Source organism: Methylobacterium sp. Leaf113 (assembly GCF_001423325.1).
Classification (GTDB): domain Bacteria; phylum Pseudomonadota; class Alphaproteobacteria; order Rhizobiales; family Beijerinckiaceae; genus Methylobacterium.
The window spans coordinates 1-23,030 of the sequence record NZ_LMNJ01000004.1; the positions used below are offsets into that span (position 1 = coordinate 1).

Annotated in this window: 18 protein-coding genes and 1 pseudogene; 7 read left to right on the plus strand and 12 right to left on the minus strand. The window is 70.8% G+C overall.

The annotated features are described in order from the left end of the window. Nucleotides 1-843: 843 nt before the first annotated feature. Both ASF60_RS04325 and ASF60_RS04330 read left to right on the plus strand, forming a co-directional pair. Nucleotides 844-2,583 carry a type I secretion system permease/ATPase gene (locus ASF60_RS04325; RefSeq protein ID WP_056180959.1) on the plus strand — a complete coding sequence of 580 codons (1,740 nt, stop codon included), beginning with the start codon at nucleotides 844-846 and terminating at the stop codon, nucleotides 2,581-2,583. Next, nucleotides 2,583-3,932, plus strand: coding sequence for an HlyD family type I secretion periplasmic adaptor subunit (locus ASF60_RS04330; protein WP_056180962.1), 1,350 nt, complete (start codon nucleotides 2,583-2,585; stop codon nucleotides 3,930-3,932). The genes ASF60_RS04325 and ASF60_RS04330 overlap by 1 nt, the downstream gene beginning before the upstream one ends. A 43-nt stretch (nucleotides 3,933-3,975) precedes the next feature. On the opposite strand, the gene ASF60_RS04335 is transcribed toward ASF60_RS04330, so the two are convergent. From ASF60_RS04335 to ASF60_RS04355, 5 genes and pseudogenes are all read right to left on the minus strand, one after another. Further along, nucleotides 3,976-4,827 (minus strand): alpha/beta hydrolase, encoded by an 852-nt coding sequence (locus ASF60_RS04335; RefSeq protein ID WP_056181265.1) that lies wholly within the window; start codon nucleotides 4,825-4,827, stop codon nucleotides 3,976-3,978. Beyond that, nucleotides 4,820-5,737: a polysaccharide deacetylase family protein gene (locus tag ASF60_RS04340; protein ID WP_056180965.1), complete on the minus strand. Its 918-nt coding sequence runs from the start codon at nucleotides 5,735-5,737 to the stop codon at nucleotides 4,820-4,822. Before ASF60_RS04340 ends, ASF60_RS04335 begins: the two co-directional genes overlap by 8 nt. 109 nt (nucleotides 5,738-5,846) lie before the next feature. Beyond that, complete coding sequence (locus ASF60_RS04345) at nucleotides 5,847-6,626, minus strand: ABC transporter ATP-binding protein (RefSeq protein ID WP_056180968.1); 780 nt, start codon at nucleotides 6,624-6,626, stop codon at nucleotides 5,847-5,849. Continuing rightward, complete coding sequence (locus ASF60_RS04350) at nucleotides 6,619-7,488, minus strand: ABC transporter permease (protein ID WP_082507744.1); 870 nt, start codon at nucleotides 7,486-7,488, stop codon at nucleotides 6,619-6,621. The genes ASF60_RS04345 and ASF60_RS04350 overlap by 8 nt, the downstream gene beginning before the upstream one ends. Then, nucleotides 7,485-8,445 (minus strand): annotated as a pseudogene (locus ASF60_RS04355) (ABC transporter substrate-binding protein). The gene ASF60_RS04350 and the pseudogene ASF60_RS04355 overlap by 4 nt, the downstream one beginning before the upstream one ends. Before the next feature lie 149 nt (nucleotides 8,446-8,594). Here ASF60_RS04355 and ASF60_RS04360 point away from each other — a divergent pair. Together ASF60_RS04360 and ASF60_RS04365 are read left to right on the plus strand one after the other, a co-directional pair. Next, nucleotides 8,595-9,503 (plus strand): LysR family transcriptional regulator, encoded by a 909-nt coding sequence (locus ASF60_RS04360; protein ID WP_056180971.1) that lies wholly within the window; start codon nucleotides 8,595-8,597, stop codon nucleotides 9,501-9,503. Further along, a complete protein-coding gene (locus ASF60_RS04365) occupies nucleotides 9,500-10,636 on the plus strand; it encodes a hypothetical protein (RefSeq protein ID WP_156633854.1) in 1,137 nt (378 codons plus the stop codon). Before ASF60_RS04360 ends, ASF60_RS04365 begins: the two co-directional genes overlap by 4 nt. Before the next feature lie 16 nt (nucleotides 10,637-10,652). On the opposite strand, the gene ASF60_RS04370 is transcribed toward ASF60_RS04365, so the two are convergent. The 3 genes from ASF60_RS04370 to ASF60_RS04380 all read right to left on the minus strand — a co-directional run bounded on the left by ASF60_RS04370 (nucleotide 10,653) and on the right by ASF60_RS04380 (nucleotide 13,654). Further along, a complete protein-coding gene (locus tag ASF60_RS04370) occupies nucleotides 10,653-11,024 on the minus strand; it encodes a pilus assembly protein TadG-related protein (protein WP_056180976.1) in 372 nt (123 codons plus the stop codon). Between the two features lie 147 nt (nucleotides 11,025-11,171). Then, the gene (locus ASF60_RS04375) at nucleotides 11,172-12,185 is read right to left on the minus strand and encodes an HD-GYP domain-containing protein (RefSeq protein ID WP_056180979.1); all 1,014 of its coding nucleotides are present in this window, start codon (nucleotides 12,183-12,185) and stop codon (nucleotides 11,172-11,174) included. A 218-nt stretch (nucleotides 12,186-12,403) separates the two neighbouring features. After that, nucleotides 12,404-13,654, minus strand: coding sequence for a GGDEF domain-containing protein (locus ASF60_RS04380; protein WP_056180982.1), 1,251 nt, complete (start codon nucleotides 13,652-13,654; stop codon nucleotides 12,404-12,406). A 438-nt stretch (nucleotides 13,655-14,092) separates the two neighbouring features. Between ASF60_RS04380 and ASF60_RS04385 the strand changes: the two genes are divergently transcribed. Then, a complete protein-coding gene (locus tag ASF60_RS04385; RefSeq protein ID WP_162241291.1) occupies nucleotides 14,093-14,770 on the plus strand; it encodes an OmpW/AlkL family protein in 678 nt (225 codons plus the stop codon). Nucleotides 14,771-14,794: 24 nt separating this feature from the next. On the opposite strand, the gene ASF60_RS04390 is transcribed toward ASF60_RS04385, so the two are convergent. From ASF60_RS04390 to ASF60_RS25965, 3 genes are all read right to left on the minus strand, one after another. Continuing rightward, a complete protein-coding gene (locus tag ASF60_RS04390; protein ID WP_056180988.1) occupies nucleotides 14,795-18,247 on the minus strand; it encodes a YhaN family protein in 3,453 nt (1,150 codons plus the stop codon). A 289-nt stretch (nucleotides 18,248-18,536) separates the two neighbouring features. Further along, on the minus strand, nucleotides 18,537-19,787 hold the full coding sequence (locus ASF60_RS04395; protein WP_056180991.1) for a metallophosphoesterase family protein: 1,251 nt from the start codon (nucleotides 19,785-19,787) through the stop codon (nucleotides 18,537-18,539). A 94-nt stretch (nucleotides 19,788-19,881) separates the two neighbouring features. Then, on the minus strand, nucleotides 19,882-20,016 hold the full coding sequence (locus tag ASF60_RS25965) for a hypothetical protein (protein ID WP_274533540.1): 135 nt from the start codon (nucleotides 20,014-20,016) through the stop codon (nucleotides 19,882-19,884). 278 nt (nucleotides 20,017-20,294) lie between these two features. Here ASF60_RS25965 and ASF60_RS04400 point away from each other — a divergent pair, with 278 nt between their 5' ends. Then, the gene (locus ASF60_RS04400) at nucleotides 20,295-20,747 is read left to right on the plus strand and encodes a hypothetical protein (RefSeq protein WP_056180994.1); all 453 of its coding nucleotides are present in this window, start codon (nucleotides 20,295-20,297) and stop codon (nucleotides 20,745-20,747) included. 386 nt (nucleotides 20,748-21,133) lie between these two features. Continuing rightward, nucleotides 21,134-21,589 (plus strand): Rrf2 family transcriptional regulator, encoded by a 456-nt coding sequence (locus tag ASF60_RS04405; protein WP_056180996.1) that lies wholly within the window; start codon nucleotides 21,134-21,136, stop codon nucleotides 21,587-21,589. A 131-nt stretch (nucleotides 21,590-21,720) separates the two neighbouring features. Here the strand turns inward: ASF60_RS04405 and ASF60_RS04410 are convergent, their stop codons facing one another. Then, nucleotides 21,721-22,950 (minus strand): sensor domain-containing diguanylate cyclase, encoded by a 1,230-nt coding sequence (locus ASF60_RS04410; RefSeq protein ID WP_056180999.1) that lies wholly within the window; start codon nucleotides 22,948-22,950, stop codon nucleotides 21,721-21,723. Nucleotides 22,951-23,030: the final 80 nt, after the last annotated feature.

A 23,030-nucleotide genomic window follows, 5' to 3' on the forward strand; every position in this document is an offset into this window, starting at 1 on the left:
CGACCGCGACCTCCTGGAGGAGCGCGCCCGGGTCATGGTGAGCTCTCGAAACGTGTCAGCAATCGTCTCACAATCCCCACTACAGGGATCCGCAAGGACAATAATCGCCGCCCACGCTTCTCTTTCTCAGATTCACTTGTCAAAGAACACCAACAACAGACAGAAACGATATATCTCCGGCTTTTGGCCGAATACAGTATCTGCAGGTCTGTCAAGAAGCTCCGGCTGGCCGCCAAATCCGCTGGCCGCCGCCGATGAGCGGGGTATACGGACGGTGTCCGAGCCCGTCAACACCCATACATCACATTTTTACGACGGTTGCGCGTCGCCGCAGGCGATCCGTCATCCGGGGCGTGTCCTGACACTGGCAAGTCCGGGCCGCGAAGTCCGGGCCGCGAAGTCCTGGCCGCGAAGTTCACGCCACGAAGTCCGCACCGCCAGATCTCCACCGATCGCCTCTCCTGTAAGCCTGCCGGAAGGCTCGGGGGCAGGGCTCGCGCCGTGGCGCGTGACCTGAACCGCCAGCGCGCCGGACCGTCCCCCTCTTCTCGGGATGGGGAAGGGCGCGCCCCCGAGCCGTGGCCCCCGTCGGCGAGCCGATTCACCGCATCTTCACGCGCCTGGGGCCATCCTGATCGACGAGCGCTGGCGCCGCCCCTGCGGCTCCCGAATTCTCACGTCGGCCCACTCCGCACCTGATCCTCGCCACAATGCAGACCAATAGGGTGCCTGAACAGCGTCGGTCATGAGCGGTAGAAGCCTTGCTCCGACCTGGTCGTTCGCGCAAAATCCAGTTTTCGAAAGGGGCGGGCTGCTCAGGAGCCGCCGAGAAGGAAGCCCATCGTGACGAAGTCTCGGGATTCGGCCGAACTGGTCTCGGCCCTGGCGCGGTGCCGCACGGCCTTTATTGGCGTGGCCGCCATGAGCGGGCTCGTGAACGTGCTCTATCTAACGGGCTCGTTCTTCATGCTCGAAGTCTACGATCGCGTCATCCCGAGCCGATCGGTACCGACCCTGGTCGGCCTGTGCGTGCTGGCGCTGGTGCTCTACGTCTTCCAGGGCCTGCTCGAGGCCCTGCGCTCCCGGGTGCTCGTCCGCATCGGCGCGGCCCTGGACGAGTCCCTGAGCGGGCGCGTCTTCGACATCGTGGTGCGCGCCCCGCTCAAGGGGGCCGCCCCCGGCGACGGCCTCCTGCCCCTGCGGGACCTCGATGCCCTGCGGGCCTTCCTCGGCGGGTCGGGTCCGTCCGCCTTCTTCGATCTGCCCTGGATGCCGATCTACCTGCTGATCTGCTTCCTGTTCCATCCCCTGATCGGCGTCGCCGCCCTGATCGGCGCGGCCGTGCTGGCGATGCTCGGCCTCCTCACCGACCGGGCCACCAAGCAGCCGGCCCAGACCGCCACCGGCCACGGCCTGCGCCGCAACGGCCTCGCCGAATCCGGACGCCGCAACGCCGAAGTGCTCGCCGCCATGGGCATGCAGGGACGCTTCGCCACCCGCTGGGCGATCGCCAACCGCGACTACATGCTGTCCCAGCAGAGCACCTCGGACATCGCCGGCGGTTACGGCGCCGGGTCCAAGGTCTTCCGCATGGCCCTGCAATCCGGCGTGCTGGCGCTCGGTGCCTACCTCGTCATCAACGGTCAGGCCTCGGCCGGCATCATCATCGCCTCCTCGATCCTGGTGGCGCGGGCGCTCGCCCCGGCCGAGCTCGCCATCGCCAACTGGAAGGGCTTCGTCCAGGCCCGCCAGTCCTGGGCCCGCCTGTCCGAGCTGTTCGCCCGCATGCCGGCGGGGGACAGGCCCCATCCGCTGCCGGCCCCCATCCGTTCGCTCCAGGTCGAGGGCATCAGCGTGGCGCCGCCCGGAACCCCGCGCCTCGTGGTTCAGGACGTCACCTTCGCGCTGCAGGCCGGCCAGGGCCTCGGGATCATCGGTCCCTCGGCCTCGGGCAAGTCGAGCCTGGTGCGCGCCCTGGTCGGCGTCTGGCCGGCCCTTCGGGGCAAGGTCCGGCTCGACGGCGCCGCCCTCGACCAGTGGACGGCCGACGATCTCGGCCCCCATATCGGCTTCCTGCCCCAGGAGGTCGAGCTGTTCGCCGGCACGGTGGCCGAGAACATCGCACGCTTCGATCCGCAGGCCCCCTCCGAGGCGGTGATCGCGGCCGCCCGCGCGGCGGGCGTGCACGACCTGATCCTGCGCCTGTCCGAGGGATACGACACCCGCATCGGCGAGGGCGGGGCAGGCCTCTCCGCCGGCCAGCGCCAGCGCGTCGGCCTCGCCCGCGCACTCTACGGCAATCCCTTCCTGGTCATTCTCGACGAGCCCAACGCCAATCTCGACGCCGAGGGCGAGAACGCCCTGACCCAGGCGATCATCGGGGTGCGCCGGCGCGGCGGCATCTGCGTGGTCATCGCCCATCGGCCGTCGGCGCTGGGCGCCGTCGACCTGATCCTGATGATGGCCGAGGGCCGGGTCCAGGCCTTCGGACCCAAGGACGAGGTGCTCAAGCGCGTGCTGCGCCCGGCCTCGGTTCCCGTCGAAACACGGGCCGCCCCCGGCGCCCTGCAGGAGAGTGCATGATGGCCGTCGCCCTCAGCCCGACCAATCTCCATCCCGCCCTGACGGCGCCGCGCCCCACCGCCCAGGGCTCGATCCGCCGCCACCTCGCCCTCGCCCTCGGCCTGGGCGCGGTGCTGGTGGTCGGCGTCGGCGGATGGGCCACTTTCACCTCCATCTCCGGTGCCGTGATCGCGCCGGGCCAGCTCGTGGTCGAATCCGACGTCAAGAAGGTGCAGCACCCCACCGGCGGCGTCGTCGGCGAGCTCCGGGTGCGCGAGGGCTCGCGGGTCCAGGCCGGCGACATCCTCATCCGCCTCGACGAGACCCAGGTCCGGGCCAACCTCGACATCGTCCTCAAGGCGCTCGACGAGCTCTCGGCCCGACGCGCCCGCGACGAGGCCGAGCGCGACGGAGCCGAGCAGATCACCTTTCCGCCCGAACTTCTGGCGCGCGCGGGCAGCGACCCGGCAGTGGCCCGCCTGATCGAGGGAGAGACCCGGCTGTTCACGTCCCGCGTGGCGGGCCGCGAGGGCCAGAAGGCGCAGCTGCGCGAGCGCGTCCAGCAGTTGCGCGAAGAGATCAAGGGCCTGACCGAGCAGGTCGCCGCCAAGGCCCGCGAGGTCGGCTTCATCACCGGCGAGCTCACGGGCGTGCGCGAACTCTACGCCAAGAACCTGGTGCCGCTGGCCCGCGTCAACGCCCTGGAGCGCGACGCCGCCCGCCTCGACGGCGAGCGCGGACAGCTCGTTGCGGCGACGGCCTCGGCGCGGGGCAAGATCGCCGAGACCGAGCTGCAGATCCTGCAGATCGACGGCGACATGCGCACCGAGACCGGCAAGGACCTCGCGGAAATTCGCGGCAAGTGGTCGGAATACGTCGAGAAGCGCGTGACCGCCGAGGACCAGCTCAAGCGGGTCGACATGCGCGCCCCGCAATCGGGCACGGTCCACCAGCTGACGGTGCACACCATCGGCGGATTGGTGACGCCCTCCGAGGCCGCCATGCTGATCGTGCCGGAGGCCGACCAGCTCGCGGTCGAGGTCAAGATCCAGCCCCAGGACATCGACAACGTCCGCATCGACCAGCCGGCGGTGCTGCGCTTCTCCGCCTTCAACCAGCGCACCACCCCGGAGATCGACGGGGTGGTGAGCCGCGTCTCGGCGGACGTGACCACCGATCCGAAGACCGGGATGAGCTTCTACACCGCCCGCATCCGGGTGCCCGAGGATCAGAAGGACCGCCTCGGCCCCCTGCGGCTGGTGCCGGGCATGCCGGTCGAGACCTTCATGCAGCTCGGCAACCGTTCCGTGCTCAGCTATCTCACCAAGCCCCTGACCGACCAGATCGCCAAGGCGTGGAAAGAACGCTGACGCCGGGCTCCTCCGAGACTCGGGGCTCGAATCCGCCCGCGGCTCACGCGTGGGCGAGCTCGGCGGCAAGCCGGGCCAGGGCCCCCTCCGGGTCGATCAGGGTCTCGAGGATCGAGAAATGATCCGCCCCCTCCAGCGCGAGGCAGCGTGTCTCGAGATCCGCCGCGGCACGGGCGGCGGCATAGTCCCGTGACTGGCGCCGGAGCTCGGGCAGCTCGTCCGCCCCGTAGGCGAGGACGAGCGGAGCGCCAGGGCGGGTCATCCGGCGGATCGGCGACAGGGTCTCGACCTCCCCCGGCGTGAGGCGAAGCGCCTCGTCGAGGGTGGTGCCGCGGATCGGCGCGAGATCGAAGATCCCGCTGATCGCCAGGCCCGCATCGGCCTCGGGCCCGTCGAGCGCCAGGGCGGCGAGGTGTCCGCCCGCCGACCAGCCCGAGACCACGAGGCGCCGGCGCCCGAGACCGGCCGCCGCGTCTCCGGCGCGCAGGGTGCGCAGGGCCGACCGGATCTCGGCCGCGATCCGGGTCAGGGAGGCATCGGGTGCCAGGGTGTAGCCGATCAACGCCACGTCGAGGCCGAGGGCCATCGGTCCCTGCGCCAGGCAGGCGAAGCCCTCCTTGGCATTGCGCTGCCAGTAGCCGCCATGGATGAAGGCCAGGAGCGGCGCTCCCGGACGGCCGCAGCCGAAGCGGTCGATCCGGTTGCGGGGTCCGGCATCATAGGGCGGACCCGGATCGTAGGGCAGGTCGAGGCTGTGGCCCGGTCGGGCCCGGAAGGCTGCGCTGCGCGCCCGCCATTCCGCGAGACGGGCGGCGCTGTCGGCCACCGCGGCGGAATTGTCGTAGGCCCGGCTCAACGCCGCGCGATCGAGGTCGCGCCACTCCGCCTCAGGCATCATCGCCGGTTCCCCGATACCAATCGACGAGGTCGCCCCCTTGCGCGAACCAGAGGTCGTCGCGGGCGCACAGCGCCTCGAGGAGCCGCTCCAGCAGGCCGATGCGGTGAGGCACCCCGGTGATGTAGGGGTGGATGGCGAAGCTCATGACCTTCGCGCCGCTCAACGGTCCGTCGCCCGCCGCTTCCGCCGCGAGGCGATCGACCTGGGCCAGCGCCCGGGCCACGAACTCGTCGGCGCGATGGTGCTGGATCGCCAGCAGGGGGATGTCGTTCAGTTCCACCGAATAGGGCAGGGCGATGAGGGGCTTCGTGGCCGTCGTGATGCGGCTGGGCCGGTCGTCCACCACCCAGTCGCCGACATAGTCGAGGCCTGCGGCGGCGAGGTGGTCCGGGGTGTCGAGGGTCTCGGTGAGGCCGGGGCCGAGCCAGCCGCGCGGGTTGGCGCCCGTCACGGCCCGGATCGCCGCGAGGGTGCGGGCGATCATCGCGGGCTCGTCCGCGATCCGGTGGGTCGGCACCTGGTGGAAGCCGTGCCCCATGAACTCCCAGCCGGCGGCATGAGCGGCTTCCGCCACGCGGGGATAGGCCCCGCAGACCGAGCCGTTGATCGACAGGGTCGGGCGCAGGCCCCGCGCCGCGAAGGCCGCGAGGACGCGCCAGAACCCGACCCGCATCCCGTATTCGTGCCAGCCCCAGTTGGCGAGATCGGGCAGCAGCGGCGCGCCCGTCGGCGCCACCAGGATCTGGCGCGGCATCGGGTTGTCGATGAGCCAGTGCTCGACATTCACCACCGGCCAGATCGCCACGTGCTTACCTCCCGGCAGGGCGAGGCGGGGGCGGTCGATGGCGGCCCGGTAGGCGAGGCGATGCTCGGGGCGGCGGGGATCGGAGATATCGGGTTCGGTCATGGGCGGCGATGCGGCGATGGCGATGAAACGCTGGGTCGCGGCGGCGGCCCGTTCAAAAGAGGCGCGTCCCCCTCTTTCTTCGAGAGAGACGACCCGTCACGGCCGCCCCTCACGCCGCCACGCGGCCGTGGTGGCTGTGAAGCTGGGCCGAGAGCATCCGGCGCACGTCGTTGAAGGCCGGGCTCGAAACGTCGCGGCGGCGGGGCAGGGTGATGTCGTGGACGGCGTCGATGCGGCCGGGGCTCGGTGACATCACCACCACGCGGTCGGCGAGGAAGATCGCTTCCTCGATGGCGTGGGTGACGAAGAGCACGGTGAGCCCGGTGCGACGCCACAGGTCGAGGAGTTCGTCCTGCAGGCGCTCGCGGGTCATGGCATCGAGGGCCCCGAACGGCTCGTCCATCAGCACCACCTCCGCCTCGTTGGCGAGGACGCGGGCGATGGCGACGCGCTGCTTCATGCCCCCCGAGAGCTGGTGGGGATGCGCGTCCGCGAAGGCACCGAGGCCGACGAGGTCGATGTAGCGGGCCACCGTGTCGCGGATCTCGGCCGCCGGACGCCCGCGCGATTTCGGACCGAAGCCGATGTTGTCGCGGACCGAGAGCCAGGGGAACAGGCCGTAATCCTGGAACACCATGCCGCGCGAGGAATCGGGGCCCGCGATGGGCTTGCCCCACATCAGGGCCTCGCCGGAGGTGGCGGACTCGAAGCCCGCCGTGATGCGGAGCAGGGTGGACTTGCCGCAACCCGAGGCGCCGAGCAGGCAGACGAACTCGCCGCGCTTCACCGTGAGGTTGGCGCCCTTCAGGGCCGTGACGGTCTTGCCCTGGACCGCGAAAGTCTTTCCGACGTCGCGGATCTCGAGGATCGGGAGGGTCGGATCACCCATGAGAGGGACTCCAGGCGAGGAGACGGCGGCCGATCCCCATGACGATCCGGTCCGACAGGAAGCCCGCGACGCCGATGACGATCATGCCGCAGATGACGATCTCGGTGCGGGAGAGCTGGCGCGCCTCCATGATGATGGCGCCGAGGCCGGTCTGCACACCGGTCATCTCGCCGACCACGATCACCACCCAGGCGAAGCCGAGGCCGAGGCGCAGCCCCGTGAAGATCGACGGCAGGGCGGCGGGCAGCACCACCCGGGCGAACTGGGCCGAGCCCCGGCAGCCGAGCATCGCGGCCGCCTCGAACAGCCGTGGCTCCACCGAGCGCACCCCGAAGATGGTGTTGACGAGGATGGGGTAGAACGCCCCGAGGAAGACCAGGAAGTAGGCCGAGCGCGGCCCGAGGCCGAACAGGATCATGGCCAGCGGCAGCCAGGCGGTGACGGGCACCGGCCGCAGGATCTGGAAGGTCGGATCGAGCAGCTGGCGCATCAGCGGCACCCGCCCGATGAGGAGACCCAGCGGCAGCGCGAACAACACCGCCAGGGCGAAGCCGCCATAGACCCGCGACAGCGAGGCGCCGAGATGCGTGAGCAGGGTGGCGCTGAAGGCGTCGTCGTTGATGCCCCCCACGGCGAGGTCGACCAGCGCCGTCCACACCTCGGCGGGCGGCGGGATCAGGCTATAGGCCCGGCCGGTGGTCAGGACATGCCAGACCACCACCAGCACGGCCGGGATGGCGACCGCCAGGGCGGCCTCGCGCAGGCGCCCCCAGGGTAAGCGGCTCCAAGTCAGCGTGGGGCGCGGACGGGGCGCCGCCTCCGGCACGGGGGCCGCCGCGACGGCGGCCTGTGCCGGGCTCACGCGTCCCTCATCGCGTCGACGAAGCGGGTGTCGATGAAGGTCGAAAAATCGGGCAGGCGCTTGATCTGCTTCAGGGCCAGCATGCGGTCGGCATAGACCTTGGCCTGGGCAATCTCGGTCTCGCCCAGCTTCCACTTCAGCTCGACGTTCGGGGCGGAGAGTTCCAGCGCCTCGCGCTTCTGGCCGAGCTTGGCCACCGCCATGGCGATCATCGCCTCGCGGTTGCCCTGCGCGAACTCCGTGGCCTTGCGGTGGATCTCCAGCATGGTGCGGACGATCTCGGGCCGCTGCGCCGTGGTGTCGGCATGGGCGCCGAACACCATGTTGAGGGCGCCCATCTCGGTGCCGTAGGGATACTCGACGAGGGTGCCGATGCCGCTGGCGAGGCTCACGCCGGGGGCCGGCTCGGCGCCCACATAGGCGTCGATGTCGCCGCGTGCCAGCGCGATGTGCATCTCCGAGAACGAGATCCGCACCGGCGTGATGTCCTTCACGCTCATCCCCTCCTGGCGCAGGCGCTCCAGGGCGAAGACCTCCTGGGTCGAGCCGGGCCAGAGGGCGACGCGGCGACCCTTCAGGTCCTTGAGGGTGGCGATACCCGCATCCTTCTTGGCGATGATCGCCATGCCGCGGTTGCAGGTGGAGGCGATGATGACGAGGGGCTCGCCCGCCGCCGCCCCGAGGGTGCCGGCCGCGATGCCGAAGGTCCCGAAATCCACCGACTTCGTCACCACCGCGTTCTTGCACTCGGTGGGGCTCTCGAACGGCACGACCTCGACCTTGTACCCGGTCGGAGTGAACTGCTCGTAGAAGTGCGGTGCGATCGAGTGGATCAGCTTCAGGGAGCCCATCCGGATCACCGTCGGGCCTTGCGCGCGGGCCGGGCGGGGGGAGGCCGAGGGGCGCGGCCAGGATGCCAGCGCCGAGGCCGGCCAGGAGGGTGCGACGGCGGATCATGGCAGGGCTCCGGAAGGCACGTCTCGTGTGCCGAGGCTCAAATCTCGTGGGTCGAGGCTAGGGCTGTCGCCTGTTGCACGCGAGTGCTGTTTCTTGACTGCCCCGTTGCCGGTCGGGCAACAGGGTGGCGTGACGGTCGGGCTCCCGCGATGAAGCACTTGCGCATTCTCACCTACGTGGCCGAGGTGGCCCGGCACGGCGCGATCCGCCGGGCGGCCGAACGGCTCAACATCACGCCCTCCGCCCTGACCCGGCAGATCCAGGACATCGAGTACGAGCTCGGCACGCCGATCTTCGAGCGGGTGGCGCAGGGCATGCGCCTGAACGCCGCCGGCGAATTGCTGGTGCGCCACATCCGCGACCAGCGCGCCGACCTCGACCGGGTGCGCTCGCAGATCGCCGACCTGTCGGGAGTCCGGCGCGGCCACGTGGCGTTGGCCTGCAGCCAGGCCTTCGTCAACCACGTGGTCCCGGACGAGGTCGAGGCCTACCGGGCGCAATTCCCGCAGGTGACCTTCACCGTGCAGGTGCGCGACCACGTCCAGGCGGTGGCGGCGCTGGCGCAGTTCGAGGCGGATCTCGCCCTGGTGCTGCAGCCGCCGCCCTCCGCCGACATGCAGGTGCTGTTCTCCTGCCGCCAGACCCTGTGCGCCCTGGTCCGGGCCGGGCATCCCCTGGCCGCCGAGGCCGGGCCGGTGCGCCTGCGGGACTGCCTCGCCCACCCGATGGCCCTGCCGGACCGGTCGCTCGCCATCCGCCACCACCTCGACGACGCGCTGGCCCGCCGCGGCACGCCGCTGACGCCCGTCATCGAGTCGAGCTCGCTGGAATTCCTGCGCAACCTCGTCCTGCGCGAGGACGCGGTCAGCCTGCAGGTGCCGAGCGGCATCCCCGACGATCCGCGCCTGCGCTTCCGCCCCATCGACGCCCGCGACCTCGCCCCGATGACGCTGATCCTGGGACAGTTGCGCGGTCGCACCCTGCCGGTGGCGACGGCCAAGTTCGCCGACCGCTTCGCCAGCAGCCTGCACCAGCGCTATGGCCTGGAGGCCGCGTGACGGCGGAGGCGGGGATGCGCCTGCGCGACGGTGTCGTCTCGATGAACGCTGCGGCGCGCGGACGACGGGCAGCGGCGGGCTGGATCGGCCTCCTGGCGACCGGCGCGGCCCTGGCGGTCGCGGCGGCGCCGGTGCTCGCACCCGCTGTCCTCGCGGGCCGCCTTCTCGCGGCGGCCGACGATCCCGGCACCCTGGCGGAGATCCGCCTGGAACGGGCGGCCACGCCGCAGCGCCTGGCAGCGGGGCTCGATGCCGCCCTCGCGGCCGAGGACGAGGATCTGGCGCTGAGCTTCCTGGCTCTGGCCGATGCCCGCGGCCTCCCCGTCGATCCGGATCGGCGCCTGCGCGTCGAGGCCCTGGCGCAGGGACGGGTGGCGCGCGCGGCGCGGGATTTCGCCACCGGCGCGGTCTCGGGCGAGGCGGAGGGAGCGGCGGGTCTCGCGGGATCGCTCGCCGCCGACGTCACCGGCCTCGGCGACGTCCGCGACCTCCTGCGCGAGGGAACGCGCTACGCTCGTGCCGAGCCCTACGATCCGCTTCTCCTCGGCATGGCCCTGGTGGGCCTGCCGCTCACCGTCGCCACCTGGACGGCCGGGGCCGGGGCGGGTCCGCGTGCGGGCATGACCGTGCTGAAGGTCGCACGGCGCGGCGGCCGGCTCTCACCGGCGCTCGCCGCGAGCCTCGGCCGCACGTTGCGCGCCGGCCTCGATCGCGAGGCCGTGGCCCGCGCGGTCGCCGCCTCGTCCCGCCTGGACCTCATCGGCGCGCGGGCCGCCGCCGGTCTCGCCATCCGGCCCGGTACGGTGGCGCGCCTGACGACCCTGGCCGGTGATGCCGTCGTGCTCGGGCGCCGGACCGGCCAGCGCGGCGTGCTGCAGGTGCTCGGTCTCGCCCGCGATCCGACCGATGTGGCCCGCGCGGTCCGCCTCAGCGAGCGGCTGGGACCCCGCACCCGCGCCGCCCTGGCGCTCCTCGGGCGTGGGGCGCTGGCACTGGCCACCGGGCTCGCGGCCCTGGCGAACGCCCTCCTGGCGGGCCTCGCCTGGTGCGTCGGGCTCGCCCTGTTCTGCCGTCGCCTCGGGCTTCTCCTCGGGCGCGCGCTGTGGCGGCGGCCCGCACGCCGGGATGCCTGAACGCGATCTTGGCCCATCACGGTTTCGCCCTGGCGGTGGCGGTCGGCGCGACGGTGCCTGCTGATGGGTCTCGGGAGGGAGGGAGGGCGAGGCGGAGGTGCGTCGCCCTGCGCCGCTCCTTCGCGGTCCGGATCGCCGCCGCATCGTCGGCATTCGCGAGCTTGAACGGGTTGACGCCCGCGATGCCGCCGCTGTCGGCGGTGCGCTGGAGCTCGGCCCGCCGTTTGACCAGCGAGGCATAGTCGATGGCCACAGCGCTCAGACCCGTCAGGACCGGGAAGACGAGGGCTGCAAGAACAAGGACGCCGCCGCTCTGGCTCGCGCGAAACCCGGCAGCAGACTTGATAGCAGACGTGGTAGCAGGCGTGACGGCTTTGTCGGCTCTCATGAGGCCACGTTGCCTCAGGACCGTTTATCGACATCCTGAGCTTGTTTGCCGAAAACTTCCATTCATCGCCCAGTGGCGCGGATCAGGATTAAGGCAAATCTTCCTGACGCGAGAAATAACGGGGAATGGGAATGAGTCCGGCCGGCCTCATGCCCGGCGGCCGAGTCCCTTCAGAAAGGCATCGACGCAAGCGGGATCGAAATGACGACCGGATTCCGCCTGGAGGTGGAGCACCGCATCCGTATGCGACCAGGCCTTCTTGTAGGGCCTGTCGGAGGTGAGCGCATCGTAGACGTCCGCCACCGCGACGATCCGCCCGGAGAGCGGAATGTCCTCTCCGCTGAGACCGGCCGGATAGCCGCCACCATCCCAACGCTCGTGATGGGTTGCGGCGATCTCTGCCGCGAGCTGGACGAGGTGCGAGGCGCTGCCTTCGAGGATGCGGCGGCCCCGTTCGGCATGCGTCTCCATTTCGCGCCGCTCCTCCTCCGACAGGCGTCCGGGCTTGCGCAGAATGGCATCCGGAACGCTGATCTTGCCGACGTCGTGCATGGTGGAGGCGAGACTGAGTTGCTCCACCCTCTCCGGGGCAAGCCCCAGTTCTTCGGCGATCAGGGTCACGGATTCCGCGACCCGCGCCACATGGTTGCCGGTCTCCGTATCGCGATGTTCGGCGGCCTTCATCAGCAGGTTGATGATCTCGCGCTCGCGCGCGGCGATCAGCGCCGTGGCGGCCTTCACCTCGCGATCGAGCCAGGCCACGCGGTCGATCTGCACCCGGCGCGCCTGGTTGAGGGCCAGAAGGTTCGTGACGCGGGACCGCACCTCGATGGGATCGAAGGGCTTGTTGAGAAAATCGGTGGCTCCTGCGGCGAGGGCCTCCCGGCGCAGGCTGCGCTGGTCCAGGCTCGTCACCATGATCACCGGAACGTGCTCGAAGCCCGCAACCATGCGGGCGGTCCGGATGAAGTCGATGCCGCTCATGCCCGGCATCTCAAAATCGCAGATCGCGACGCCGATCTCCTCCGGATTCTCGCGGACGAAGGCCAGGGCATCCGCGGGATCGAGGAAATCGCGCGGGATGCAGCCCGGCAGGTCGCGAATGGCCTCGACCATCAGCATGTTGTTGAGCGGCGCATCATCCAGAATGAGGACGAACATCGGAGCAACCCTGGTTCCATCTGCCGTGTTGAGTTTTTCCTGACCGGGAAGGCCTATCGCCCGGCACTTAACGAAAGCGCCCGGGCACGAGGCGTCCTCCTGGATCGGAGATGAAAGCGCAGGCCTCACCGAAGGCCGATCGGTGACCGGGGCCGACCGGATCGAGCGCGGTGGTCGGCCCAGGATACACCACAGGATCACACCACAGGATTACGCACCTAGACCAGACGCAGTTCGGCGAGCGGCAGGGCCGCAGATGGCAAGGGAGCGAGCGACAGGTCGACGCCCTGGACCGCCCGCCCGGATTCCGGTGGGGGCGTCGGCTCGCGGCAGACGCGATTCCGGCCCTCGGCCTTGGCCCGGTAGAGCGCGGTGTCGGCCCGTTGCGTGACGCCCTCGAAACTCGGCTCGTCCGGCCCCATCATGGCGGCCCCGATGCTGACCGTCACGGGCAGCGCCCCGGCCGGAAGGAGAAACGGCCGGTCCGCGACGCTCACCCGCAATCGTTCGGCGACGAGCTGAAGTTCCTGCGGATTGGCGCCCGGAAGTACGACGAGGAACTCCTCGCCGCCCCAGCGCGCGATCATGTCCGTCGCCCTGAGGGCGGCCTTCATCCGGGCCGCGAACGCGGCCAGGATGAAATCCCCGCCCTCGTGGCCATACCGGTCGTTGATGGACTTGAAGCGGTCGATGTCCAGGATCAGGACGCCGCCCACCGGATGCTGACCCGGGGCCGGGAAGCGGTGCCGCAGCATCTTCTGCAGGCCGCGGCGGTTGGACAGCCCCGTGAGCGGATCGGTCTCGGCCTGACGCAGCAGCGTGCGATTGGCCCGCTCGGCCGCCATCGCGACGTATCCGAAATAGACGAAGACGCCCATGACCTGATCCAGGATCATGGAGGCGCGCTCGCTCTCGGCCGAGGCCATCGGCCAGTCGGTCCCGACCAGGACCAGGATCGAGGCGATGAAGACCAGCGCATAGGACCCGAAAGCGAAGGACTCGATCGACTGCGACCAGAGACGTTCGGTGCCGGGCGACAGGCGCACCGTCTCGTAGGCCGACAGGAGGACCACGACGAGGCAGCAGGCGAAGACGGCGGCGAAGGCCAGCCGGGTGGGGGCCCCGGCCCAGAGCAGGAGCGGGTGGAGGACGCCCGGAAGGGCAACCAGCGCGAGGGCGAGATCGATCCTCACGGGGCGGCCGAAGAAGCTGCGCAGGCCCGTCCAAGACAGGACCAGACTTCCGCCGTACAGCCAATAGACGATCATCGTGATCCAGAACGGAGGCGAAGTCTCCGAAGGAACCCGCATCATGATGAGCGACCCGAGCATCGACGCTCCCATGGCGCCCATCCATTGCCAAAGATACGTCTGCTGGCGCTGGCTAAGGGCCATCACGAGGAAAACGACGACGTAGGCGCACCGACTGGCAGCGCTGGCAAAGTGCAGCGTATAGAGATCAAGCATCATTGCATATCGCTCCCGGCAAGAACGAACTCGCCGCTAAACAATCCTTCCGGTCACTGATGGCGATCATAGCTCTTCTCATTCAAGAGAAACCGAGATCCCCGGGGACGCACATCATCGGCACACATCGATATTATGACTTTTATCTGAATAATATAAATGCAACCGGTGGTTATTCACCTGCAAGACCCTAGAGAACGACATTTAAAGACACTGAAATCAGTATACTTAAGAGTTTTATCAATTCTCCTGGCTAGGTCATGCCTGGACCCCTCGGAACGCTTCGCCGCTCCGGTCCTTAGAGCCCCCGAGATCGTCGCGCGGTCCGGACCTCCGAAAGCACACCCCATGTCGACGCTCCCCGCTCCCGCAAGCCTGGTCCTCTCCGGTTGCTTGGCCGGCGGCTTGGCCGGCGGCTTGATCGGCTGCTTGATCGGATGCTTGGCCGGTTGCCTCGCGCTCGCGCCGGGAGTCGGGGCTGCCCAGGCGGCGGAGCCGCCCCCGCGTTCCCTCGATACGGCGGAGCCGTCACCCCCGCCCCCCGACAGAACGGAGACGGGCCTGCGGGCCGGGGACTGGCTCGTGCGCGGCCGCCTGATGGGGACGATCCCCGTCGAGCAGACCTCCCGCATCGCCATCGTGGGCGGGCAGAACAAGACGCCCACCGCTCTCCTGCCGGACGGCGACGTGTCGTACTTCCTGACGGATCACATCGCCATCGAGGGCCAGGTCGGCGCGGTCCGGATCCGCCCGAAGATCCGGAATTCGCTGGTCGGCGACCTGGCGATCGGATCGATCTGGAACGCCGCCGCCATGGCGATCGTGCAGTATCACGTCCTGCCCGGCGCGCGCTTCAATCCCTATCTCGGGGTCGGCGTCGCCGTGACCGCCCCCATCGCGATCAACCCGGCGAAGGAGATTCCCGACTTCTCGCTCAAGGCGCAGACCAGCGCCGTGCTCCAGGCCGGCTTCGATTATCACCTCGTCGGCAACTGGTTCGGGAACGCCTCGGCGAAGTACGTCTTCGTGCCGCGCCAGTCCTACACGATCGCCGGCGTGGCGGTCGCGGTCGACCTGAACATGTTCGTCGTGGGTGCGGGCCTCGGCTACCGCTTCTGAGCCGTCCCGTCCGGCCGGCGCCCCTTACAGATCGAGCACGTCCACCGCATCGCCGAGGCGCGCCCGGGCGAGGTCCGCCACGTGCCGGTGGTGGGTGAACAGGATCGGCTGGATCGTGTCGCCCACCGCCGCGAGGGCCTCGAGTCCGTGGGCCGTGCGGGCATCGTCGAAGGTGAGGAAGAGATCGTCGCCGATGAAGGGGGCGGGCTCGGCGCGGGTGGCGTAATCCTCCAGGTAGGCCAGCCGCAGGGCGAGGTAGAGCTGGTCGCGGGTGCCCTCGCTCAGGCCCTCCACGGGAACCAGGGGGCCGGTGGCGCGCCGGCCGGCGAGGCGGGGCGTGTCGGAGGCGTCGTAATCCTGGGCGAGGCCCGAGAAGGCTCCACCCGTGAGGGCCCGGAACAGGTCGCCCGAGCGGGTGAGGAGCGGGTCCTGCTGGCCGGCGCGGTGGCGGCCGATGGCGGTCCCCAGCATCAGGCTGGCGAGCTTCAGCACCGCCCAGTGCCGCGCATTGGCCTGAAGCTCGGCCTCCGCCGCCTTGCGCTGGGCCAGCGCCAGTTCGGCGCCGATGCCGTTCTCCAGTTCGGCACGGCGGCGCTCGTGCCGATCGCGATCGGCGAAGGCGATCTTTCCGCGCCGGTCGAGGTCGTCCTCCTCCGCCGCGAGATTCGCGAGCAGGCCCTCGATGTCGTCGCCGGTCAGGGCGGCGCGTTCGTTCCGCAGGTCCGCCTCGGCATGGCCGTCGGCCATGCGCGCCAGTTCGGCCCGCCGCTCGGCAAGCTCGGCCTGGCACGCCCGGCGGGCGGTCAGGCGGGCATGCAGCACCTCCGGATCGGTGCCGGGCGGCAAGGCGCCCGCCGGCCCCTCCGCCAGCAGGCCGGCGAGTTCGGCGCGCGCGCCCTCCGCCGCCCGGGCCGCCTGCGCCCGGGCGGCCTCGGCCGCGTCGCGCTGGCGCGCCAGCTCGGTCCGGCGGGTCTCGCCCCGGAGGGCGTTCTGCAGGCGGGTGTGGAGCGCCTTCATCGCGGCCGTGGGGGGCAGGGCGGCGAGATCGGGCGCGACCGCCTCGGTCAGGCGCGCGACCGCGCCCCGATAGGCGTCGAGGTCGCGCAGGATGCCGTTGACCCGGGCGAGGCGGTTGTCGCGCTCGGACAGGGCCGCCGGCACCGCCCGCCACGCCACGAGGGCCGCTTCGGCCTCGTCCGGCCCGGCCTCGGCCGCCAAGCCGAGTTCGGCGAGGGCAGGCCCCCAGGCCGTGCGCCACGCCGCCTGCCGGGCCACCCCGTCGGCAAGGGCCGCCTCGGTGGCGGCGATCTGCTCGGCGGCCGCCTCGGCGCGGCCCTTGGCCTCGCGCACCGTGTCCCAGCGCTGGGCGAGTTCGGCGAGCCGGTCCTCGAGCCGGGCCAGCATCCGCCCGACATCGAGGCCGTCGAGGTCGGACAGGCCGGCCCGGCGGCTGAGATCGGCGAGGGGCGCCCGGCAGGCCTCGACCCGGGCGGCCATGCGGGCCTGCTCCAGCCGGGTGGTTTCCAGACCCTGGGCCGAATCCTGGAGGGTCTCGACCTCGGTGAGCCAGGCGGCCATCTCGGCCGGGGCGGCGGGGTCGATTCCGCACGGCGCCCAGGCCGCGCGCCAGGCACTCGCGCCCTCGGCGAGGCGGGCGTCGCAGGCGGCGAGCGCCTCCGCGGCGGCGGCGGCCTCGGCCTGCTCGGCCTCCAGGCTGCGATGATCGGCATCCTGCTCGGCGACGCGGGCGGCATCGGCGACGAGATCGTCGGCCGCGCGATCGGTGGCGGCCAGGGCCGCGCCGAAGCGGGCGAAATCCTCCGGCGCCCCGCCGGGGAGGGCGGCCAGGAGCCCGTCGCGGCGGTTGCGCAGGGCCAGGAGGTCGTCCCGCGTCGGGATCGGCCGCCCGGCGGCGCGGGCTCGCAGACGGGCCTGGCGCTGGGCCACCGCCGTCTCCGCCACCGACAGCCGGTCGGCGGCCCGGTCGCGCTCGCGCATCGCCGTGTCGAGGGTGCGCCGGTATCGCGTCACCGCCTCGGCCGAGGGTGGGCGCCCGGCGGTGAAGGCCGCCAGATCCGGGATCGGGGGGCTGAGGCGCGCGGCCTGCGTCCGGATCGAGGCGGCCTCGCGGGTCAGGGCACCGTCGAGGTCGTCGCGCCGGTCGAGATCGCGCCGCAGGGTGGCGAAGGGCTTGAGGTCGGCCCGCAGCGGAGCCGGATCGACGAGGCCACCGGCGCCCTGAAGGGCGGCGGCGAGCCGATCCCGCTCGCTGCGGCGTGCGGCGAGGTCCTGGCGCAGGCGGGCGAGCGCGGCGGCGTCCTCGCGGCCGGCGCGGATCAGGCCCTCGATGCGGGTGCGCGCCGCGTCGGACGGCTGGCGGGCGCGCAGGACCTCGGCATCGGGCAGCCCGATCCGGGCCGCGAGCTGGGCCAGTTCGCGGGCGAAGCCGTCGGCCTCGCCCTGGATGCGGGGCAGGTCGAGGCCGCCCTTGTCGAAGCGGTCGGTGCCGCGGAAGGCCTCCAGGATCGCGTCGGCGCGGGCGAGCACGCCCTCGTCCACCGGCACCTGCTCCAGGGCCAGGACCGCCTCGGCGGCAGTGGCCTCGGTGCGGGTGACGGCCTCGCCCGTCGCCCGCAGGCTCGCCAGCGCCTGTCCGAGCCGATCGATCCAGGCCTCCGGGACGGTGACCAGATCGGCCCCGGCCTCGGCCCGCAGGGCCACCGCGTCGATGGCCTGGAGCAGGGGCCCGACCCGGCGCAGCCGGGCGAGGCGGGCCTGCTCCACGGCGAGGCGCCCTCGCGCCGCCTTGATCTCGTCGAGTGCGGCGCCGGCTGCCTCGATCTCGCCGTTGAGGTCGCGCCAGTCGCCGGCCCGGAGTTCCCCGGCACGGATCGCCTTGCGAGCCTCGTCGTAGCGGCCGAGCGCCTGATAGAAGGTCCGGCTCTGGGCGGCGCGCGGCATGAAGATGCCGGCGGCCTCCCCGTCCAGTTCGGCCTGGAGGCCGCTATAGCCGCGCAGGCCGGAGGCCGCCGCGAACAGGCTGGCGCCGACCTCGCCCTCGGCATCCATCATCTCGGCCGCCCCCGCCCGCAGCGAGCGGGCGTCGAGGCCGAAGGCGCGGCAGAACACGTCGCGCGACAGGCCGCCGAGGAAGGGCGCCAGGGCGTCCTCGGGCAGGGCCGCGTCGGCGGCATCCACGAGGGTGTTCCGGGTGCCCTTGCGCCGCCGGAAGCCGAGGCGGCGTCCGTCGGCGGCCCGAATCTCGGCGCCGATCCGCATCTGGGGCATGTCGTGCAGGAAGTCGTAGCGGGTGCGCGTCTCGATGCCGAACAGGAGATCCGTGACGGCGCTCAGGGCCGAGCTCTTGCCGGCCTCGTTGGCCCCCAGAACCACGTGCAGGCGCGCATCCTCACGAAACGTGACGGTGCGGCCCGTGAAGGGGCCGTAGCGTTCGAGGGCCAGCGAGAGGAGACGCATCGGGACCTTGGGCGGCGAGTGTCCGGGAGTCGGGGCCAGACGTTTGATCTCCGCCGGCGATCTCCGCAAGCGGCCGGTCGGGCCCCGCACATGGCAGACCCGTCACCCCGCCATCTCCCGAGCCGTTTTCCGGAACGTACGCCGGAGACATGAGCCAGGGACGTGAGCCAGGGACGGGCGCCGGTTGCGGACCAGCGACACGCCCGCTCCGCCGAGCCGCCGTCTGGAGTTTGTCAGGGAGCTAAGTGGAAACCGGTTCTCCCGACAGGACAAACGAGAACGAAAGCCTCTAGCACGTGCGGCCGGAGAGGCGACCGAGGATCACCGCCTCGGCCTCCGCGCAGAGCGCATCGAGGTCGGCGCCGAAATCTTCCGCCTCGGCGAGGCCGCCCGGCATCTTGGCGGTGATCTCGGCGAGCGCCGCCCGGGCGCGGGCGCGGAACTCGGGGTCGCGGTCCACCGCCTCCAGCAGGGTAGCGGGATCGATGGCCGCGAAGGCGTCGGGCCGCGCCTCGGTGACGGCGCGGCGCGGGCGGGCGGTCTCGATCCTCAGGCGCTCCAGCCAGAGATCCTCGTGGATGCGGTGGGCAGCGGCCTGAATCTCGGCGGTGAGCCCGTCGCGGTCGGCCGCGAGGCGGTCATGGGCGGGGGTCTCGCCGTGCAGCCGCACCCGCACGGCCATGAGCCGCTCGGCGGCCGCCGCGCCGAGGGGACGCAGGGCCTCCTCGATGGCGACGACGGCCTCGCGCTCGCCGGCCAGACCGGAGAGATCGACCTCCAGGTGGTGGAAGCGGGCCTGGTCGACGATCAGGCGCTCCACGCCCTGGACCCGTCCGTCGGCGACGGACACCGCGACGGCGCCCTTGGGGCCGCATTCGCGGATGCTGCGCCCCTGGAGATTGCCCGGAAACACGATCCAGGGGTCGCGGGCGAGTTCGGCGTAGTCGTGCACGTGGCCGAGCGCCCAGTAGGCGTAGCCCCGCCCCGTCAGGTCCGCCACCGAGCAGGGGGCGTAGGTGGCGTGGGCCGCATGGCCGGTACAGGAGGTGTGCAGGATGCCGATGTTGAACCAGCCCGGAAGGGCGGCCGGGTAGGTGAGGGCGTAGTTCTCCTCCACCGCCCGGTTGGGGAAGCTGCGCCCGTGCAGCGCCACCTTGAGCTCGTCGAGGCGGTGGGTCTCGGCCCGGGTCGCGGAGAAGCTGCGCACGGAGGCCGGCAGGGTGATGGAGCGGGTGATGACGCTCTCGGCGTCGTGGTTGCCGCGTACCAGGATCACCGGGATGCCGGCCCGGTCGAGGCGGGCGACCTGCCGGGCGAAGAACAACCCGATGGTGTTGTCGGACCAGTCGCCGTCATAGACGTCGCCGGCCACGATCAGGAAGGCGACGCTCCGCTCGATCGCAGCCGTGACGAGGTCCTCGAAGGCCCGTCGGCCGGCCGAGGCGAAACGCCGGGCGATGTCCGGATCCTTGAGGGCGAGCCCGCTCAGCGGGCTGCCGAGATGCAGGTCGGCGGCGTGGATGAAGGTGAAGGCGGACATGCTCGACGGGTCGGAGGCCTAGAGCCGGGCCGGCAAGGTCGCGGGTTTGGCCACCGAATGCAACGGGGCCGCGGAAGACCCGATGCGGAAGACCCTACAGGAAGTGGCGGTACACCACGTTCGTCTCCGATTCCGGCTGACGGGCGGCGTCGCTGCAGGTCGCGGCAGCGAACGGCGAGATCAACGCGAAAACGGCCAGGAGCCAGCGGATCGAACCTGCGACAAGCATGGGGAATCTCCTGGGCCGGATGTGGAACGAAGCGTCACCTGCGATGTCTGGGGCCGAGGCCCGCTTTGTTGTAGGAAGGCCGAGGGCCGGTTCGCGGTGCCCTGACGCACGCGCCCCGCATCGGGCCTGCCTTGTGGATGACCGCCATTACCAGGGGCGGGGCGCCGAGTTTGGGCATAGGGCTGCGCCTCGGTGAGATCGTCGAGACGTCCAAAGGAGCATCGATTAAACAGCCCTCGATCCTGGATCGCGTCCGCTTCGCGAAATGCCGAGCGCTGATGGAGCGCGGCGCCACGTCCGGAGAACGGGCGGCGGCGCGCGCCGCCGCGACCCGACTGGCCGCGGCGGCCGGCCTGAGCCTGGCCGAAGCGCTGGCCCTGGTCGATCGAGCCCATGCGCCGCGACCCGGCTCGGCGGATGCGCCGCGCCGGCCCCAGCCCACCGGCCCCTCCCCGTGGACCCGGCCGGACCCGGCCCCGAAGCGGGCTGGTGAGCCGAAGCCGCCTCCCGAGCCGATCACGGCCGACGAGGTGCGACGGCAGAAGGAGGCGGACGAGGCCCGGCGAAAACGGGCGGCAACCCGCGCGGCGAAGCGACCGCGCCCCGTCGATCCCGCATGGGAGCATTGGTCCGCCGAGGTCCGCGCCGCCCAGGCCGCGCGGGACCGGGACTGGGCAGAACGCCGGCAGTCCGGCACCGCCCCTCGGTCCGCTCCACGTACCTCCGAGTGATCACGACAGGTCGGCGGGTACCGGCCTGAAGCGGGCCGTGTAGGCCGAGACAGTCTAGGCCGAGACAGCCGGGACCAGGGCCGTCGACGGTCCGGTCCGTCCGGCCCCCTCGGAAAAATATAACAAAAATCAAAATTTGCAGCAGGACTCCCTGTTCGATCAGACTTTATTTATGATACACATCACCCGGAAGAGTATAACTTCGAGTATTTCCACTGAGTGATATTCAATTTCAATGCAACTTACGGAATATCGCCGTCGATCTGGGGAACCTGAAGGCAACCTCAGAGAGGATGATGGCGGATAGGGTGTGGAACCCAGCTTGAACACTAAGCGGAGGCCGAGCGCTTCGCGAAGTTAAACTTGGCACGTCCGAAGGAATCCCGATGCGGCTCACGCTGTACACCGATTACGCCATCCGCATCCTGATGTATCTTGGCGTCAACGGCGAACGTCAGAGTTCGACGGCGGAGATCGCCCGCGCCTATCGGATCTCGGAGAGCCATCTCACCAAGGTGGTTCACAAGCTGGGACAATTGGGAATGATCCGGACCATGCGCGGCCGCGGCGGCGGGCTGCGGTTGGGAAAGCCGGCCGCGGAGATCCGTCTCGGCACCGTCATCCGGGCCACGGAGGAGGATTTCGCGATGGCGGAATGCTTTGCCGGAGGCGCCTGCCTCCTGACTCCGGCCTGCCGCCTGCGGAAGGTTCTGGCGGATGCGCTGACCGCGTTCCTGACGGTTCTCGACCAGGTCACCCTGGCGGATCTGATCGGCGAACCGCGGGCCGAGATCGCCGACCTGCTCGGCCTCGAGCCATCCCACGCCCGGGCGCTCGCCTGAACCGGGCTTTCCGCCGCCGCACACGTCCCTGTTCTCGGATCGTGCTCCTGGAATCTTGCCCCTGGGATCTTGCCCCTGGGATCTTGCCCCTGGGATCTTGCTCCTGGGATCTTGCCCCTGGGATCTTGCCCTCAGACGAACTCGACTTCGAGCTGTCCCTCGCTCCTGAGCACGATCCGGCACAGGCGGGAGACCTGGTCGGCCCCGATCGCCAGCTTGAAGGTCTCCGGCACGCCGGCCGTGCTGACGATCCGCAAGCCCGCCCCCGTCTCGGACAGGCCGCGCACGGTACAATCGAGGACCGAGCGACCGCCGTTGAAGGTGATCTGGCCCGCCTTCAGCACCCGACGGCGCAGGGGCTGCGACGGGAGCGGGGCGGCAGTCGGCGTCCAGGCCGCGCAGCGGTTCCGCCCCCCGGTCTTGGCGGTGTAGAGGGCGGCATCGGCATGCCCCAAGAGGGCATCGAGGCCGTTCACCGAGGCGTCCAGCGCCGCGACGCCGAAGCTGGCACTCACCCGAAGGGTGCCGGGGGCGGTCGGCACCTGCAGCTGGACGACGGACGCGCGCAGCTTGTCGGCGACGATCATCGCCGCGGCCAGATCGGTGTGCGGCAGAAGAACCGCGAATTCCTCGCCCCCCACCCGGCCAAAGGCGTCGGAGACCCGAAGCCCCCTACGGCAGCTCTCGGCCACCTCCGACAGGACCCGATCGCCGACCGGGTGGCCGTGCAGGTCGTTGATGGCCTTGAAGTGATCGAGGTCCATCATGATGCAACTCAGGGCGTGGCGATGCCGCAGCGCCAGGTCCAGGGTGCGTTCGCATTCCGCCCGGAAGGCGCCGCGCGACAGGGCGCCCGTGAGACTGTCGGTCATGGCGATGCGACGCAGCTCCAGTTCGCTCATCACGATCTTCGCGAGGTCGGTGAGCGACGCGACCGCATCGTCGGGGAAGGGGCGCGGCCGCGTATCCATGGTGCACAGGGTGCCGATGCTGTGCCCCTGCGGCGTGCGCAACGGCGCACCGGCATAGAACCGGATATGCGGCGCGCCGACCACGAAGGGATTGCGGGCGAAGCGATCGTCGGCGGTGGTATCCGGGACCACGAGGGCGCGCGGCGCGTGCCGCGCGACATCGCAGAGGGCGGGTCCCCTCGGGGTCTCGCAGGCGTCCACGCCCGACCGCGCCTTGAACCACTGGCGATGTCCATCGATGAGCGTGATGGTCGACATCGGCATGTCGAAGATCCGCCGGGTCAGCCGGGTGATGCGGTCGAACACTTCCTCCTGCGGGGTGTCGAGGATGTCGTAGCGATCGAGGGCCGCCAGTCGCTCCTGCTCCTCGAACTGCGCTTCGGCCTGCATGATGCGGTCCCGTTGAATCTTGTCGATGCCCGGAATTATCTTAAGATATCTTACGAAAGACCTCACACGAGCTTGGGTAA